The organism is Pseudarthrobacter sp. NPDC080039 (assembly GCF_040702335.1).
GTDB lineage: Bacteria > Actinomycetota > Actinomycetes > Actinomycetales > Micrococcaceae > Arthrobacter > Arthrobacter enclensis_A.
On the sequence record NZ_JBFBKY010000009.1, the window covers coordinates 112967 to 126706 of the forward strand.

Annotated in this window: 14 protein-coding genes and 3 tRNA genes; 5 read left to right on the forward strand and 12 right to left on the reverse strand. The window is 66.6% G+C overall.

Annotation, left to right across the window (positions count from 1 at the left end; genetic code table 11):
• Positions 1 to 9: 9 nt before the first annotated feature.
• The 9 genes from AB0313_RS12450 to AB0313_RS12490 all read right to left on the reverse strand — a co-directional run bounded on the left by AB0313_RS12450 (position 10) and on the right by AB0313_RS12490 (position 5230).
• Complete coding sequence (locus AB0313_RS12450; RefSeq protein ID WP_141944019.1) at positions 10 to 621, reverse strand: hypothetical protein; 612 nt, start codon at positions 619 to 621, stop codon at positions 10 to 12.
• Positions 618 to 1256 (reverse strand): hypothetical protein, encoded by a 639-nt coding sequence (locus AB0313_RS12455; RefSeq protein ID WP_307307619.1) that lies wholly within the window; start codon positions 1254 to 1256, stop codon positions 618 to 620. Before AB0313_RS12455 ends, AB0313_RS12450 begins: the two co-directional genes overlap by 4 nt.
• Positions 1253 to 1633, reverse strand: a complete 381-nt coding sequence (locus AB0313_RS12460; RefSeq protein WP_141944024.1) for a hypothetical protein — start codon at positions 1631 to 1633, stop codon at positions 1253 to 1255. Before AB0313_RS12460 ends, AB0313_RS12455 begins: the two co-directional genes overlap by 4 nt.
• A complete protein-coding gene (locus AB0313_RS12465; protein ID WP_307307622.1) occupies positions 1630 to 1821 on the reverse strand; it encodes a hypothetical protein in 192 nt (63 codons plus the stop codon). The genes AB0313_RS12460 and AB0313_RS12465 overlap by 4 nt, the downstream gene beginning before the upstream one ends.
• A complete protein-coding gene (locus AB0313_RS12470) occupies positions 1818 to 2267 on the reverse strand; it encodes an Asp23/Gls24 family envelope stress response protein (protein ID WP_141944027.1) in 450 nt (149 codons plus the stop codon). Before AB0313_RS12470 ends, AB0313_RS12465 begins: the two co-directional genes overlap by 4 nt.
• A gap of 233 nt (positions 2268 to 2500) precedes the next feature.
• Positions 2501 to 4099 carry a glycoside hydrolase family 68 protein gene (locus AB0313_RS12475; RefSeq protein ID WP_366305815.1) on the reverse strand — a complete coding sequence of 533 codons (1599 nt, stop codon included), beginning with the start codon at positions 4097 to 4099 and terminating at the stop codon, positions 2501 to 2503.
• A gap of 770 nt (positions 4100 to 4869) precedes the next feature.
• Positions 4870 to 4945, reverse strand: a tRNA-Phe gene (locus AB0313_RS12480).
• A gap of 48 nt (positions 4946 to 4993) precedes the next feature.
• Positions 4994 to 5067: transfer RNA gene (locus tag AB0313_RS12485), tRNA-Asp, on the reverse strand.
• A 90-nt stretch (positions 5068 to 5157) separates the two neighbouring features.
• A tRNA-Glu gene (locus AB0313_RS12490) sits at positions 5158 to 5230 on the reverse strand.
• 164 nt (positions 5231 to 5394) lie between these two features.
• On the opposite strand from AB0313_RS12490, the gene AB0313_RS12495 reads away from it, so the two are divergent.
• The 5 genes from AB0313_RS12495 to AB0313_RS12515 all read left to right on the forward strand — a co-directional run bounded on the left by AB0313_RS12495 (position 5395) and on the right by AB0313_RS12515 (position 10585).
• Positions 5395 to 6405: a PHP domain-containing protein gene (locus AB0313_RS12495; protein ID WP_366305817.1), complete on the forward strand. Its 1011-nt coding sequence runs from the start codon at positions 5395 to 5397 to the stop codon at positions 6403 to 6405.
• A 165-nt stretch (positions 6406 to 6570) separates the two neighbouring features.
• Positions 6571 to 7491: a DMT family transporter gene (locus AB0313_RS12500; RefSeq protein ID WP_366305857.1), complete on the forward strand. Its 921-nt coding sequence runs from the start codon at positions 6571 to 6573 to the stop codon at positions 7489 to 7491.
• Positions 7492 to 7500: 9 nt separating this feature from the next.
• Positions 7501 to 7962 (forward strand): metallopeptidase family protein, encoded by a 462-nt coding sequence (locus AB0313_RS12505; RefSeq protein WP_366305819.1) that lies wholly within the window; start codon positions 7501 to 7503, stop codon positions 7960 to 7962.
• Between the two features lie 10 nt (positions 7963 to 7972).
• Positions 7973 to 8893, forward strand: a complete 921-nt coding sequence (locus tag AB0313_RS12510) for a cation diffusion facilitator family transporter (RefSeq protein ID WP_141944037.1) — start codon at positions 7973 to 7975, stop codon at positions 8891 to 8893.
• 183 nt (positions 8894 to 9076) lie between these two features.
• Positions 9077 to 10585, forward strand: coding sequence for a C40 family peptidase (locus tag AB0313_RS12515; RefSeq protein ID WP_366305821.1), 1509 nt, complete (start codon positions 9077 to 9079; stop codon positions 10583 to 10585).
• Positions 10586 to 10626: 41 nt separating this feature from the next.
• Here AB0313_RS12515 and AB0313_RS12520 read toward each other — a convergent pair whose 3' ends face one another.
• Genes AB0313_RS12520 through AB0313_RS12530 form a run of 3 tightly spaced genes read right to left on the reverse strand, consistent with a single transcriptional unit; the run spans position 10627 to position 13734 of the window.
• A complete protein-coding gene (locus tag AB0313_RS12520) occupies positions 10627 to 11487 on the reverse strand; it encodes an ABC transporter permease (RefSeq protein WP_366305859.1) in 861 nt (286 codons plus the stop codon).
• 13 nt (positions 11488 to 11500) lie between these two features.
• On the reverse strand, positions 11501 to 12556 hold the full coding sequence (locus tag AB0313_RS12525; protein ID WP_366305823.1) for an ATP-binding cassette domain-containing protein: 1056 nt from the start codon (positions 12554 to 12556) through the stop codon (positions 11501 to 11503).
• A 44-nt stretch (positions 12557 to 12600) separates the two neighbouring features.
• Entirely contained in the window at positions 12601 to 13734 is a 1134-nt protein-coding gene (locus AB0313_RS12530) for a hypothetical protein (RefSeq protein ID WP_141944046.1), read from the reverse strand.
• Between the last annotated feature and the right edge of the window lie 6 nt (positions 13735 to 13740).

Genomic DNA, 13740 nt, shown 5'->3' on the forward strand with positions numbered 1-13740 from the left:
CGGACCCACCTAGCGGACCCGCTCCGCTCGGCCGAAACGGGTCCGGGCGCCCGCGCCGATGTGGATGAGAACGGGTATTTCCTTCCCCACAACGGATTCAAGGGCGCGAAGGAGTTCGGACACCTCGGCCGCAAGCAGGTGCGGGGCCACGCCCTGCCGGGGCAGGAGGCGCACCTTCAATGCGGGCAAGCCCTTAACGCTGTAGGTGGTGATGGTGGCACCGGCAAGGTCCGGCCGTCCCTCAAGGGCCTGTTTAAGTGCCTGTTCGGCTACCCCACCACCGATCCGGACGTCACCGGGAGGGTCGCCGGGATCGTATTCGGCGGCCAGTAGGTTTGACCGGCCCTTTCCCTGTTGGGCGATCCAGGCAACCATGAGCGCCATGAGGGCCAGCAATGCCAGCGCCACCACGATCCACAGCCAGCTTTCCGGGCCGCCAGGGAAGCGGGTGGAGCTGAAAAGCTCGGTGATCCCAGCCCAGGCGCCCGCGGACCAGGAGTGCCACCAGGGGGCCACCGCGGGAACGGTTGCCAGCAGCACCAGGAGCAGGCCCGATCCCAAGAGGAGCAGTCCAAGCACTGCAAGAAGGATGCGGTTCAGGAGTGCCGGGGTGCTGTTCATGCTCCGATCACCCCGGACGGGGCCACAATGACGCGGGGAACCGGCGACGGTTCCAGCAGCATGTGGTCCAACTCGTCGCGGACGGCATCCAGCACCCGGTCCTGGTCGACGGGGATACCGGACGTGGGCCGCACATTCACCAGCACCTGCCGCTGGGAGACAACCACCATGACCTGTTCCGGTGTAACGTTGGCGGCCAGCCGCGCACGGCGTGCGAGCGAGGACGCAATGACCTCATCATCCACCACCACGGCCGGCAGACCTTCGCCGCCCCCGCCGGCCAGCAAATGACGGGCCCGTTTGCCGGGCAGGAGCCCATTAAGGAGGAAAATCAGGCCCAGCATGGCGAGCACGCCGCCAATGGCTGCCAGCAATAGCGGGGGGATGCCGGCCGGAAGGTCCACGATGCGCTGGGCCGCCACCTGCGGCTCGATCAGCCACGCGGGCTGGCCAACGGCGTGGACTCCGGATTCCAGCACACCGTACGCGGCAAGCACCAGAACCAGGACGGCGGCGGCGACTGACACGGCGGCCCGGGAAGAATGGGTTTCGCGGAAGAGGACCCTCCGCATATCCGGCCCGTTGTTCCCCCGCGATCCGTTGTCCGCGCGGCGGTTGTCCACGCTGCTGCTCACCGCACCCGCCCTCCCGTGTTGACCTTCGCCCCGCTGATGCGGATATCCACGCGGCTCAGCCTGGAACCGCTCAGTTCGGAAACTGTTGCCATAATGCTTGCTTTGGCCCTGACTGTGCGGTCCCATATGGACCCGCCGGCCGACTCGAGCCGCGCCGGGTCCCGGACGACCGACTGCAATGGCGGGATGCTGATGGGGGCGACGAGTGACAAAGCCAGCAGGCCGTCGTCGTCCGTCCAGTCTGCGCGAACGTCCTCGGGGTCAATGCCCAGAGCCTGTGCTGCAGCTGCCCTGGCGAGGCTGGTCAGTGCCTGGGTGCTGATCCGGTTATGGCCGCTGAGCGCCTGCCCACGAACAACGGGCGGGGGCGGGCTCATGAGGACGAGCGCCGGCCGATGATGGCGTCGAACACGCCCCGCAAGTCCAGCTTTCCTTCGGCAGCACGCCCCAGGAGGGCGCCGACGGCCATGAAAAGAAGGGAGACAAGGAATCCCCAAAGCCCGAACTGCAGGGACATGAAAGCGACGAAGGCCCCCATAGCCGTACCGGCAACGGTGAGGTTCACAGAACCGCCTCCCGTTCAGGGGCAGCCGATGAAGTTGGCTTGACAGGCGGCGGCACGTAGACATCCGTGATCTCGACGTTCACTTCGATGACCTGCAGCCCCACCAGTTCCTCGACCGCACGGTAAACGGCGGCCCGGACCTCATTGGCCAGGGAGTGCAGGGGCGTCCCATAGCTCGCCACCAGGGTGATGTCCACGGCCACCTGCGTTTCGCCCACTTCCGCGTGGACGCCCGCGGCATGATCTGAACTTCCCACGGCGTCCCGGATGGCGCCTAGCGCGCGGGACGGACCCGAACCCAGCGAATAGACTCCTGGAACCGCCCGGGCAGCTATTCCCGCAACCTTGGCTACTGCAGTCTCGGAAATCACTGTCCGGCCCGCGCCCGGAACCGGGCGTGCGGCAGGACGGTTTGACGCCACGGGTTGTGGGTTCTGGTATTCCATCAGGCACTCCCCCTTCTGTTGCTTCCACCCTATCCCCACGCTGCGGCACGCGGGCTGGAAACTCCCCGGGTGGCCGCAAAGGAAAGGCAGCGAGCTGCTCCTCCGGGCTGCGCAGCCCGGAGGAGCATTAAAAGGCCCAGGCGGGGAACGGCCCGAGGACATCCCCGCCTGGGCAGCGCCGCCGGCCGCGGCAATGCGGTGCGGCCGCGGTCAACTGATTCGCGTTGGCCTTCTTACTTGTAGAGGCCTTCCCCGCCAACCCTGACATTGGTGGGCAGGTAACCGAACGGGCCAAGCCCATTCCGGCCAAAGCTGCGGTCCACCTGGGTGACGCCGTTCCTGAAGTTGATCTTCACCGTGGGTGACAGCGTTCCGCCGCGCACACCGTTGACATTGTCGATGAACGACTGCACCAGGCCACCGGGCTGCACATAGTGCGAGTAGGCCTGGAACTGGCGGCCATTCTGCTGGCCCGAGATGCTGCCACTCGGGTTGTTGGCCGGCAGGTTGAGGTCGGTGGGCGAGCCGAGCGCCAGTCCGCTGTTGTTCACCGGCTGGAAATCGGAACGGATGCCGTCGCCAACGAAGCCGTAAACGCCGTCGGGACCGCGCATGCCGGCCGCGTAGGTGAACTGGTGGCTGATCGTGTACAGGTAGTACTTGTTCTTGCCGTTTTCGTTCTGGATGAAGATCTGGGGACGTTCAGTCTGGTCATTCACGCAGTTGGCGGACAGGATGGGCGGCAGGAAGGACCACTTGGTCAGGTCCTTGTTGTCCGCCACCGCCAAACCGACATTTGCGGTCTGGTAATAGGCTCCGCTGTTCTGGACGTCGGTGACGTTTTCAGCCTTCGGATCGCCGGGCCGGTACCCCAGGTCGTCGCCCTTGCACTGGTAGTCGCCGCGGTTTCCGGCGGTATTGCCTTCGAACACCATGTACGTCTTGCCCGGGTGGGCGGGATCCACGAACGTGTACGGGTCACGGAAGGCGAAACCGGGGTTTTGGGCCTTGGTCTGGTACATCTTTCCGTCCGGTTCCAGCAGCTTGGTGTGCTGGAACCCGTCGAACGTGACGCCGTTCTTGTCGGCGTGGATGTTGCCCAGCGCCTTGGCAATGGCCGCGTCGGGAGCGATCCCGCCGCCGCCGGCGTTGCGCTCAGCCACGTCATGGAAGGTGGTGGCCGTGTAGAAGACGTTTACGTGGTCACCCTGCATGAGGCGCGTGGACCCGGACCATTCGGTATTGCCGATGGAAGTGTTGTCCAGGAAGAGGTGGCCGCCGTAGTTCCACTTGTCCTTGGCAGGGTCCGCGTTGGTCTTGCGGAAGAAGTAGCCGATGCGGGCGTTCCAGTGGCGCTGGTCGAACCCGTAGCCGGCGTGGCGGTCCGCGACGAGGGAAAAGATGACATCCCAGCCCTTGTAGCTGATCTGGTTCGCGTTCTCATCCGTAAGGGACCAGGTGTCCCAGACCCAGACGTCGTCATTCATGGCAGGGAAATCCTCGGGGATTTCCGGCATGGTCACGTCCGGGCTCATGGAGTTCTGTCCGGGAGCGACGGTGGGATCGCTCTGCGCCATGATCTGCTTGGCATCTGCGCGGGTCCACTTGGAGGTGAAGTCCGACGCCGGATCGAAGGCCTGCTGCGTGTGGTTGGTGGGGAGGGCGAAGCCAGGAGTGGGGGCCGGCAGCTGCTGGGTGGCCGGCGGATCCGATGGCTCGTTGGCCTGGGCGGACGGGACGGCCAGGAACGCCGATGCTGCGACGGCCGTCGCCAGGGCTGAGGCGACGGCGCGCCACCGCAGTGTCCGGCGTGATTGGGGGTGCTTGTGCATTGTTGCTCTTCTCGCGGAGTTGTGACTGTTCGTGGAAGACGGGCCGAGGCCCGGGCCCCGGACAACAACGCACCCGGCAACAGCGCAGGCGTCACCGGGGACGCCGTTGTGTGTCGGGGAAATACGGGGCCTGGGTAGGGCCCCGGACCGAAAAGGAAGCATGCTTTCCCTCAGCCGGCGTCCACGCTAGGCGGAGCGAGCGGAGGATTCCAAACATGTTTCAAGACGGAAATCCGGCTACCGCCGAGTAGTATGCAAGCGCTTACGCAGCCCAACGCGCGCGCGTGCCACAACGGTTTGGCACGCGTCAATTGTTTCGACGCCGGGCCGGGACTTCTTTCAGGGAGGCGGTCAGATGTTACAAGCGCCACAGCTGCCTGTAGGCACGGGACCTCGGTGGGGACCTGATGCGCCGGGCGGGCAGCCCGGAGCGCCCGGAAAACCGCCCGCGTCGACGCGCAAAAGCGGGCGCGCTGCGCGGATTCATTGGCGCGGCGCACATTCGGGTCCCGTCAGGGAACGTGCGCGTCGGAAAGGAGCATGCGCCTCGGAAACGAACAAGCGCGTCGGAAACCGCGGCGCGCGTCCCAAGGAATGCCCGCGTCGCCCGGAAGCGGGGCCTGCCTATTTGCCAGCAGACTGGGCCCGCAGCACCCCATCGACTGCTCCCCAGGTGTGGTCCAGGGGCCGCCAAACGACAAATCGGGAGCACCCGATGGGTGGGGTTAAATGAAGAAAAGCACCAGTTCCGAAGAACTGATGCTTCCCAGTGGTGGCTCCGACCGGCGTCGATCCGGTGACCTTTCGATTTTCAGTCGAACGCTCTACCAACTGAGCTACAGAGCCTAGGTGACTAGTCACCATGACAGCCGGAATTTCTTCCAACAATCAGAGCGACCCTGACGGGACTTGAACCCGCGACCTCCGCCGTGACAGGGCGGCGCGCTAACCAACTGCGCTACAGGGCCTTGCGTTTCTTGCTTTGCAGTATCTCTACCGCTTTTTTCAAGGCTTCCAGCCTACCAGACTTTTTCAGCCTGCTTGACCAGTTCCTTGCGTACCCCCAACGGGATTCGAACCCGTGCCGCCGCCGTGAAAGGGCGGTGTCCTAGGCCGCTAGACGATGGGGGCCAGAACCCGTTCGGAGCAAAATAAAAGGCGTCAAGCGGGGCTTTTCGTCTTTGTCCTTCGCGTTTCTCCGAACTGGACTCTAAAACTATAGGGGCTAACCGGGAATAATCCAAAATCCACGAAAAACCGCAGCGTTGGGCCCCTGTCCGGGTAAAGATGGACGGATGGATGCCGTAGCAGCGCTCAACGAGATTGCTTTCTGGCTGGAGCGCGGACGCGCCGCCACGTTCAAGGTCCAGGCCTTCCGCAAGGCCGCCGCGGCCATCGGGCCCCTCGGGCCGGAGGAGGTGGCAGCGCGCGCCCGGACTGGCCGGCTCAAGTCCATGAAGGGGATTGGCGACCGGACTTATGCGGTGATTCGGCAGGCCGTTGATGGACAGGTCCCCGATTACCTGGCAGACCTTCGCGAGAAGGGCGCCCAGCCCCTGGCATCCGGGGGTTCGGACCTCCGGGAATCGCTCCGGGGCGACCTGCACAGCCACAGCGAATGGTCCGACGGCGGCTCCCCCATAGAACTCATGCTGGCAGCGGCGGAGGTGCTGGGCAGGGAGTACCTGGCGTTGACGGACCACTCCCCCAACCTCACCATCGCCAACGGCCTCTCCCCCGCGCGCCTGCGGGATCAGCTGGATGTGGTGGCCGGCATCAACGAAAAAGCCGGAGGTACCAGGCTGCTCACCGGGATCGAAGTGGACATCCTGGAGTCCGGCGAGCTGGACCAGGAGCCGGAACTGCTGGAGCGTCTGGACATCGTGGTGGCCAGCGTCCACTCAAAGTTGCGCGCCGACCGGAAGACCATGACCACGCGGATGCTGGGCGGGATCCAGGACCCGCGGACCAACGTGCTGGGACACTGCACCGGGCGCCTGGTGGAGGGCTCGCGGGGAACCCGGCCGCCGTCTGAATTCGATGCCGCGGAAGTGTTTTCGGCGTGCGCGGAACATAATGTGGCGGTCGAGATCAATTCCCGCCCCGAACGGCAGGACCCGCCGGACGCCCTGATCCAGCTGGCCCTGGAAGCAGGCTGCCTGTTCTCGATAGACAGCGATGCCCACGCTCCCGGGCAGCTGGACTTCCTGCAGTACGGTGCGGAGCGGGCCGTCCGCAACAACGTCCCGGCTGACCGGATCATCACCACATGGCCCGTGGACAAGCTGCTTGCCTGGGCAGGCTGACGGGAAAGTGCGCGCGGACGGCGGGAGTGGTGTGGCCATTTTCCGCCAGCCCGGCATTCCGTCCAGCCGTAGATTGTTCTTATGCCTTCAACCAGTCCCGCGCGCGAACCCCTCACCCCACCATCGGCACCACCTGCTCCGGTCAAGGCCCTCGGCGTGGCGGCCATGGTGGTCACAGTTGTGCTGTGGGCGTCGGCGTTCGTTGGCATCAGGGCCGTAGGCCCGTTCTTCTCACCCGGCTCCCTGACGCTGGGCAGGCTGGCGATTGCCGCCGTCGCACTGGCCTTTGTCGTTGTGCCGCAACTGCTCAGGAGCCGGCTGTTGCCTAAGGGCCGGGAGTGGCTTCCCATCCTGGCGTACGGGGTGATGTGGTTTGGCGGCTACAACGTGGCGCTGAACGCTGCGGAGCACATCCTGGATGCCGGCACCAGCGCCCTGCTGATCAACGTCAACCCCATCCTGGTGGCCATCATGGCCGGCATCTTCCTCAAGGAGGGGTTCCCGCGCTGGCTGCTCATCGGCAGCACCGTGGCATTCGCGGGCGTCGCGCTCATCGCCGCCGGTTCCGGACAGCCGCGCACCCCCGGGGAAAGTTCGACGGCGGACCTGCCCGGCGTGGGACTTTGCCTCCTTGCCGCAGTGCTCGCCGCAGTCAGCGTCATCATCCAGAAGCCGGTGGTGCGGAAATTTCCGGCGGCCCAGGCTACCTGGTTCGGGATCGTAGTGGGAGCGCTGTGCTGCCTGCCCTTCGCAGGGCAGCTGGCATCCGAAGTCCAAGCTGCCCCTGTTCAGGCCACTCTCGGCCTGGTGTACCTGGGTGTCTTCCCCACGGCCATCGCCTTCACCACCTGGGCCTACGCGTTATCGCTGGTGGACGCCGGGAAGCTGGCAGCCACCACGTATCTGGTTCCCGGCACCACTGTCCTCATCTCCTGGCTGCTGCTGGGCGAGATTCCCACCGTCTGGGGCCTGGTGGGCGGCTTGGTGTGCCTGGCAGGCGTTGGCCTGACCCGGCGCAGGACCAGGACTGACAGGGCGCCGGAAAGGCCGCTGGAAGAACGGGGCGGGCGCCCCCTCCGGCGCTAGAGTCGGAGTATGCCAGCCACCCTCCCGCCGGGTTTGCCCATTATTCCCCCACCGCCTGACGGACCCGGGCGCGGGAACCAGCCCCGCCACGTACAGGCAGCGGGATTCACCATGTCCCCCGACGAGTTCGAATCGGCAGTCCAGGATGCCCTGGACAGCATCCCCGCAAAGCTGGCCCAGGCCATGGACAACGTTGCGGTCTTCATCGACGACGACTACATTCCCGGCCCCGGGGAAGATCCGGACACCGTGCTGTTGGGATTGTACGAGGGGGTTCCGCTAACGGAACGCGACTCGTGGTGGGATGCCGGGTCCCTCCCGGACCGGATAACAATCTTCCGCGAACCGATCCTGGAGATCTGCGCCTCGCGGGAAGACGTAATCCACGAGGTGGCCGTGACTGTGGTGCACGAAATCGCCCACCACTTCGGCATTTCCGACAAGCGGCTGCACGAGCTGGGCTGGGGCTAGCCTTGTAGGCATGGGACATGACCACAGCCACAGCCACGGGATCACCGCCACGGGCCGGCACCGAAAACGCCTTGTGGCCGTCCTGGGGATCACCCTTGGCGTGGTGGTGATCCAGATTGTGGGCGCGGTGTTCTCCGGTTCCCTCTCCCTGCTCGCCGATGCCGGCCACATGCTCTCCGACGCAGCCGGCGTCACCATCGCCCTGCTGGCCGCATGGATTGCCGGCCGCCCCGCCAGCGACCAGCGGACCTACGGCTACCAGCGCGCCGAGGTCCTGGCAGCCCTGGCCAACGCCTTGATCCTGATCGTGATCTCCGTGGTGATCTTCACCGAGGCGATCCGGCGGTTCGGTGCGCCACCGGAAGTCCACACGGACATCATGCTCTTCGCCGCCGTCCTGGGCGCCGTGGCCAACCTGGCCTCGCTCCTCATCCTGCGTACGGCCCAGGATGAGAGCCTGAACGTCCGCGGCGCCTACCTGGAGGTGCTCGGCGACCTCCTGGGCTCGGTGGCCGTCATTATCGCCGCCGTGGTGATCATGCTGACCGGATTCCAGACGGCGGACACCATTGCATCTGTGCTGATCGCACTGATGATCCTGCCGCGGGCATGGAGCTTGCTGCGCGACGTGGTGGATGTGCTGCTGGAGGCCAGCCCGAAAGGGGTGGAGGTGCAGATGATCCGTGAGCACATCCTTTCGGTGGCCGGGGTGACCGATGTGCACGACATCCACATCTGGACCATTACCTCAGGGGTTCCGGTGTTCTCTGCCCACGTGGTGGTGGAGGACGGGGTGCTCAACGCCCGGGGAGCCGACCAGTTGCTGGACAAGCTCATTACCTGCCTGGGCTCGCACTTCGACACTGACCACTGCACGTTCCAGCTGGAGCCTGCCAGCCACTCGGACCACGAAGCACATCAGCACGCGTAGTCCGACACACCACAGCATATTCCGCCGCTAATCACATTGTTGTGGTTTATGTTATTGATGTGACTGCTGTTGCCAATGTGCATGGCCTCACGTAACCTCAGACTGCTGGCGAGCAGCTGAGGGGCACCGTCGTGCCGCATCCAGAACCTCACTCCCAGCCTTACCGTTGCGAGGACTCTGCAGATGGCTTTATCCGGATCGGGCCGCGGGACGGCCGTGCTGTGCGCCGCCGTCGTACTCTTTGCATCTGCGGCAACACCGGCAGCCGCCGTACCGGCGATGTACTCCCCGCTGGCCGTTCCCGCATCGCCGGAGATTCCTTCACCCGAGGACATCGCCGCAGCCAAGGCCAGCGAGTCCGCCACGGCCGACGAGGTCACCAGGATCGAGGGGATTCTGGCTGACGCGGCCACATCCCAGCAGGCGGCGTTCGCGGTGGCGATGCAGGCCAACAACGCCTACAGCGAAGCTTTGGTGGAACTGCAGCAGAGGACGGAGGCCGCATCCGTTGCCTCCGCCAAGGCCGCGTCCGCACGCGAGCAGCAGGACAAGACCCGGAAGCAGGTGGGGCAGCTCGCCGGCGACCTGTACCGGAACGGCGGCCTGAACCCCACCCTTGGAACCCTGGCCAGCGGGGGCGAAAGCATGCAGCAGGCCGCCACGCTTGAGGCTCTCTCGGCAAGCCGCAGCCGCGCCTTTGACGCTGCTGACGCCGCCGCTACCGCCTACCGTTCCCTCACGGCAGCGGCTGACGATGCCACCAAGGCCGCCGCTGATGCGGCGACGACTGCAGAACAGCGAAAGTCCGAGGCTGAACAGGCAAACGCTGCACAGGTCAAAGCGGTGGCCGACGCCAAAGCACAGCGGATCGTCCTGGTGGACCAGTTGGCACAGCTCCGCAACACCACGGCGGCGCTGGAGTCGGCCCGTGTGGATGCCCTTGACCGGCAACGTGAAGAGGCACGCCTCGCCGCGCTTTCTGCCGCCGCTGACAAGGCGGCCCAGGACAAGGCCACCCAGGACACCGCTGCCCAAAACCAGGGAGCCCGGAACCAGGCGTCCCCGCAAACCAACTCCGGGCAGGCCGCCGCCCCTGCGGCTCCGGCTCCTGCAGCACCCGCCCAAGCCGCGCCTCCTGCGCCAGCCCCCGCAGCACCGGCAGCACCAGCTGATCCAGCGCCGGCCCCGGCTGCCCCAGCCCCGGTTGCCCCGGCCCCCGCACCTGCTCCACCTGCTGATCCAGCCCCCGCACCGGCCCCGCCCGCGCCTGCTCCGGTTGCCCCGGCGCCCGCGCCCGCCCCTGCTCCTTCGACCGGTTCAGGCACCTACGACGTGGCCATTTCCGTTGCCTTGGGGAAGGTCGGCGCGCCTTACTACTACCAGTGGGGCGGCACAGGCGTGTATGGCTTTGACTGCTCGGGACTGGTCCAGAACGCCTTTGCCGCCGCCGGCACGTACCTTCCCCGCACCGCGTCCCAGCAATATGCGGCGGCCCCGGTACACGTGCCGATTTCGCAGGCCCGCCGCGGCGACCTGCTGGTCTGGGGTTCGGCGCCGAACTTCTACCACGTGGCCATCTACCTTGGGAACGGCCAGGTGGTGCAGGCACTCAACCCGCAGGAAGGCATCACCGTCTCATCCATCAGTTCGATGGTGGGCATGGATCTCTACCCGTACGCAGCCCGCTACTGAGCTGGGGGGTCGGGCTGCGAAAGCAGGCCGCTCCGCCGTCGTCAGCTCAAAATGTCCTTGGTGACGAACCGCCCGTAGGCGAGCGCCCCGAACACTGACACGTAGCCGGCCTGGAGCAGGGCGTTGCTGCCGAAGGAATCCCACACCATGGGTTGACGCAGCATGTCGCCAAAACCAAGCCAGTAATGGCTGAACAGCCACGGGTGCAGCCACTCCAGCTGCGGCAGCTGGTCCAGGACCTGGGAGACCACGGACACCACCACCGTGGCTGCCATCGCTCCCACCGGAACCACCGTCATGGTGGACAGGAACAGTCCGATTGCGGACAGGCCGGCCAGGGATACTGCCAGGTAGGCGGCGATCAGCAGGATGCGCAGGGCCGCTTCCTGCGGTTGCACCACGCCGCCGGAGAGCAGCGTCACCGGACCTATGGGGAAGAGCGCCGCGCCGATGGCAGCCCCCGCGAGGCCGACGGTCAGGGGGGCGACGATACAGAAAGCCAGGGCGCCCGCGTACTTGACCAGGAGCAACCGCACGCGTCCGGCCGGCGCCACCAACAGGTAGCGGAGGGTCCCCAGGTTGGCCTCCCCGGCAATCGTGTCCCCGGCCACCACCCCCACCGCGAGCGGCATGAACAGCGGAACCGACACCAGCATGGCGGTGAAGGCCACGAACAGCCCATTTTGGGTAATCCGGTCCAGGAACGCAGGTCCGCGGCCCGGCGGCACCGCAGAGGAGACCCTGACCGCGATGGCGATGAGCACCGGAATTGCAGCGAGCGCCAGGAGCAGCGCCCATGTCCGCCGGCGGCCGAACAGGACCTTGAGCTCCGACCCGAGCAGGGACAGCCCGGACCGGCGCGGCGCTGCAGCCTGCCGGGCAGTTCCTGCGGCTTCGGGTATGTCGGCGGGCACACTACTGGGCAACGTCGAATCCTTCCCCGGTGAGGGCAACAAAGCGTTCCTCAAGGCTTTCACGTTCGACGGCGAAGCCCCGGACGCGCACACCGGCCTGCACCAGGTGCGCCACGACGTCCTCGGGGAGCAGCGCCGGTTGTTTGGCGTCGGTTCCGAGCGCCGCTACGACGGTCTCGCCGTCGGGCTGCGTACGCAGCGCTCCCGGCAGTCCCGGTGCGGGGCCGCCCCGCTCAAGCTGTTCGGGCCTGGGCTGGCCGGCTGCACCGGGCTGTGCAGGCTCCGGCGCCAGGCCCAAACGGGCCAGGACCTGCCGGGCCGCACCGCCGTCGGGCGTCACCAACCGGAGCCGGGCGTTCCCGGCCTGCCGCAGCTCAGCAAGGGGTCCCTGCGCCACAAGCCTGCCCGCGCTCATGACGGCAGCGTGCGTGCACATCTGGTCCACCTCGGCCAGCAGGTGGCTGGACACAAAAACCGTGGTGCCCTCATTCGCCAGGGACCGGACCAGGTTGCGGACTTCCCGCGTCCCCTGCGGGTCCAGCCCATTGGTGGGTTCGTCCAGAACCAGCAGGTCCCGTGGCGACAGCAGCGCGTTGGCGATGCCCAGCCGCTGCTTCATGCCCAGGGAATACGCGTGTACCCGCTTCCCGGCGGCGTGTTCCAGCCCCACGCGCTCCAGGGCGTGGTCCACCCGTGCCCTGCGCGTGGAGGGCACGGTGTGGGGGCCCGCAGCATCCAGCCGGTGAAGATTCGCAGCGCCGGACAGAAAGGGGTAGAAGGCTGGCCCTTCCACCAGGGCGCCGACGCGCGGAAGTATGTCGTGGAGCTTGTCCGGCATCGCCTGCCCCAGCAGGCTGACCGTCCCTGAGGACGCGGCTGCAAGGCCCAGCAGCATGCGGATGGTGGTGGTCTTGCCGGAGCCGTTGGGGCCAAGGAACCCGAAGACCGTCCCGTGCGGGACGGCCAGGTCCACATGGTCGACGGCGGCCTGCCGGCCAAAGTGCTTGCTCAGGCCGCGGGTCTCGATGGCCAGCCCGCCGGTCACCGGGCCGCTCATCCGTTTGGTCCCAGCCCGGCAGGCACTGCCCGTTCGGCCGCCACTTACCGAGCCGCTGCTGCTGCGGACTGCAGCCTCTCCGCCGGCACCATTCCAGCGAAGATCCGGCCGTCGTCGGTGATCAAAACGTTGAGCAGGGCGGTAGACAGCAGCCGTCCGCCAGGGACTGCGACGGCGGCCTGGGACAGGAGCGGGTCCTGCAGCAGGGATCCTGCCGCAGAAGCTGAACCGTGCAGGGTGCCCACCACGGTCTCCCATCCCGTCCCGGTCACGGATACGTTGCCTTTGGCGTCGCCGTGCATTGCCCCGGGGGTGTGGGCGCCGGAGGGACCATGGGGCCTATCCGGAACCGGGAGCTCCTTGACCGTGCTGCCGGGCGGCGGGGTGAAGGCGAAGACGGACGCGTCCGGCGCCTCCAGCGAGAGGCTGGTGAACTGTGAAACGAATGCCGGCTTGCCAGCTCCTCGTGCCGTCACCTGGACGGACAGGGGCATGCCGTTTTCACCGTCGACGGCGATGGCCACCCTGCCCACCAGGGTGCCGTCAGTGCGTGGCTCGATCAGCAGGTTGTAGGCGGCCCGTCCGGCTACGGAAACGTCCGGACCCACTGAAACGGCAGTAGTGGGGTCAATCCTGGACAGGAATTGCTGGGCAACGTCGGCAGGTGTGTGCACGCCGCCGGCCCCCTGCCGCTCCTTCGACTGCGCCGGGTCCTGGACGTGCGCCGGCAGCGTGGCATGTTCTGCCGTGTTGTCCTTGGAGGAATAGAACCAGACGTCACTGCCGTGGCGGACCACGTCCCGTTCGGCAAGTTGATCCATCACCTGGATGCGTGCGTTGTCCTGGCCGTCCATGAAGACACGGGCACTGTGCTTGCCGGAGAGCAGTTCAATCACCGAAGCCACGCTGCCCGGGGACGCAGGTCCTGCAGGCTTTCCGGCTGCAGGCAGCTCCGGCAGCCCCAGGTCTGCAGACTGTTCGACAGTCCCGGAGAACGCCCGCACCTGATGGCCCGCTGCGAGTTCCAGGACCTGGGCCGGTGTCTTGGCCGGCAATGGGTTGCTGGCGCCTGCCGGCAGGGACCCGGCGAGCGAGGCCGCGGCGATAACCACCGGGGCCGCCGCGGCAGGCAGCCACCGCAGCCACGGCCTGCGGCGCCGTGCGCCATCCCCGTGCATCCGTGT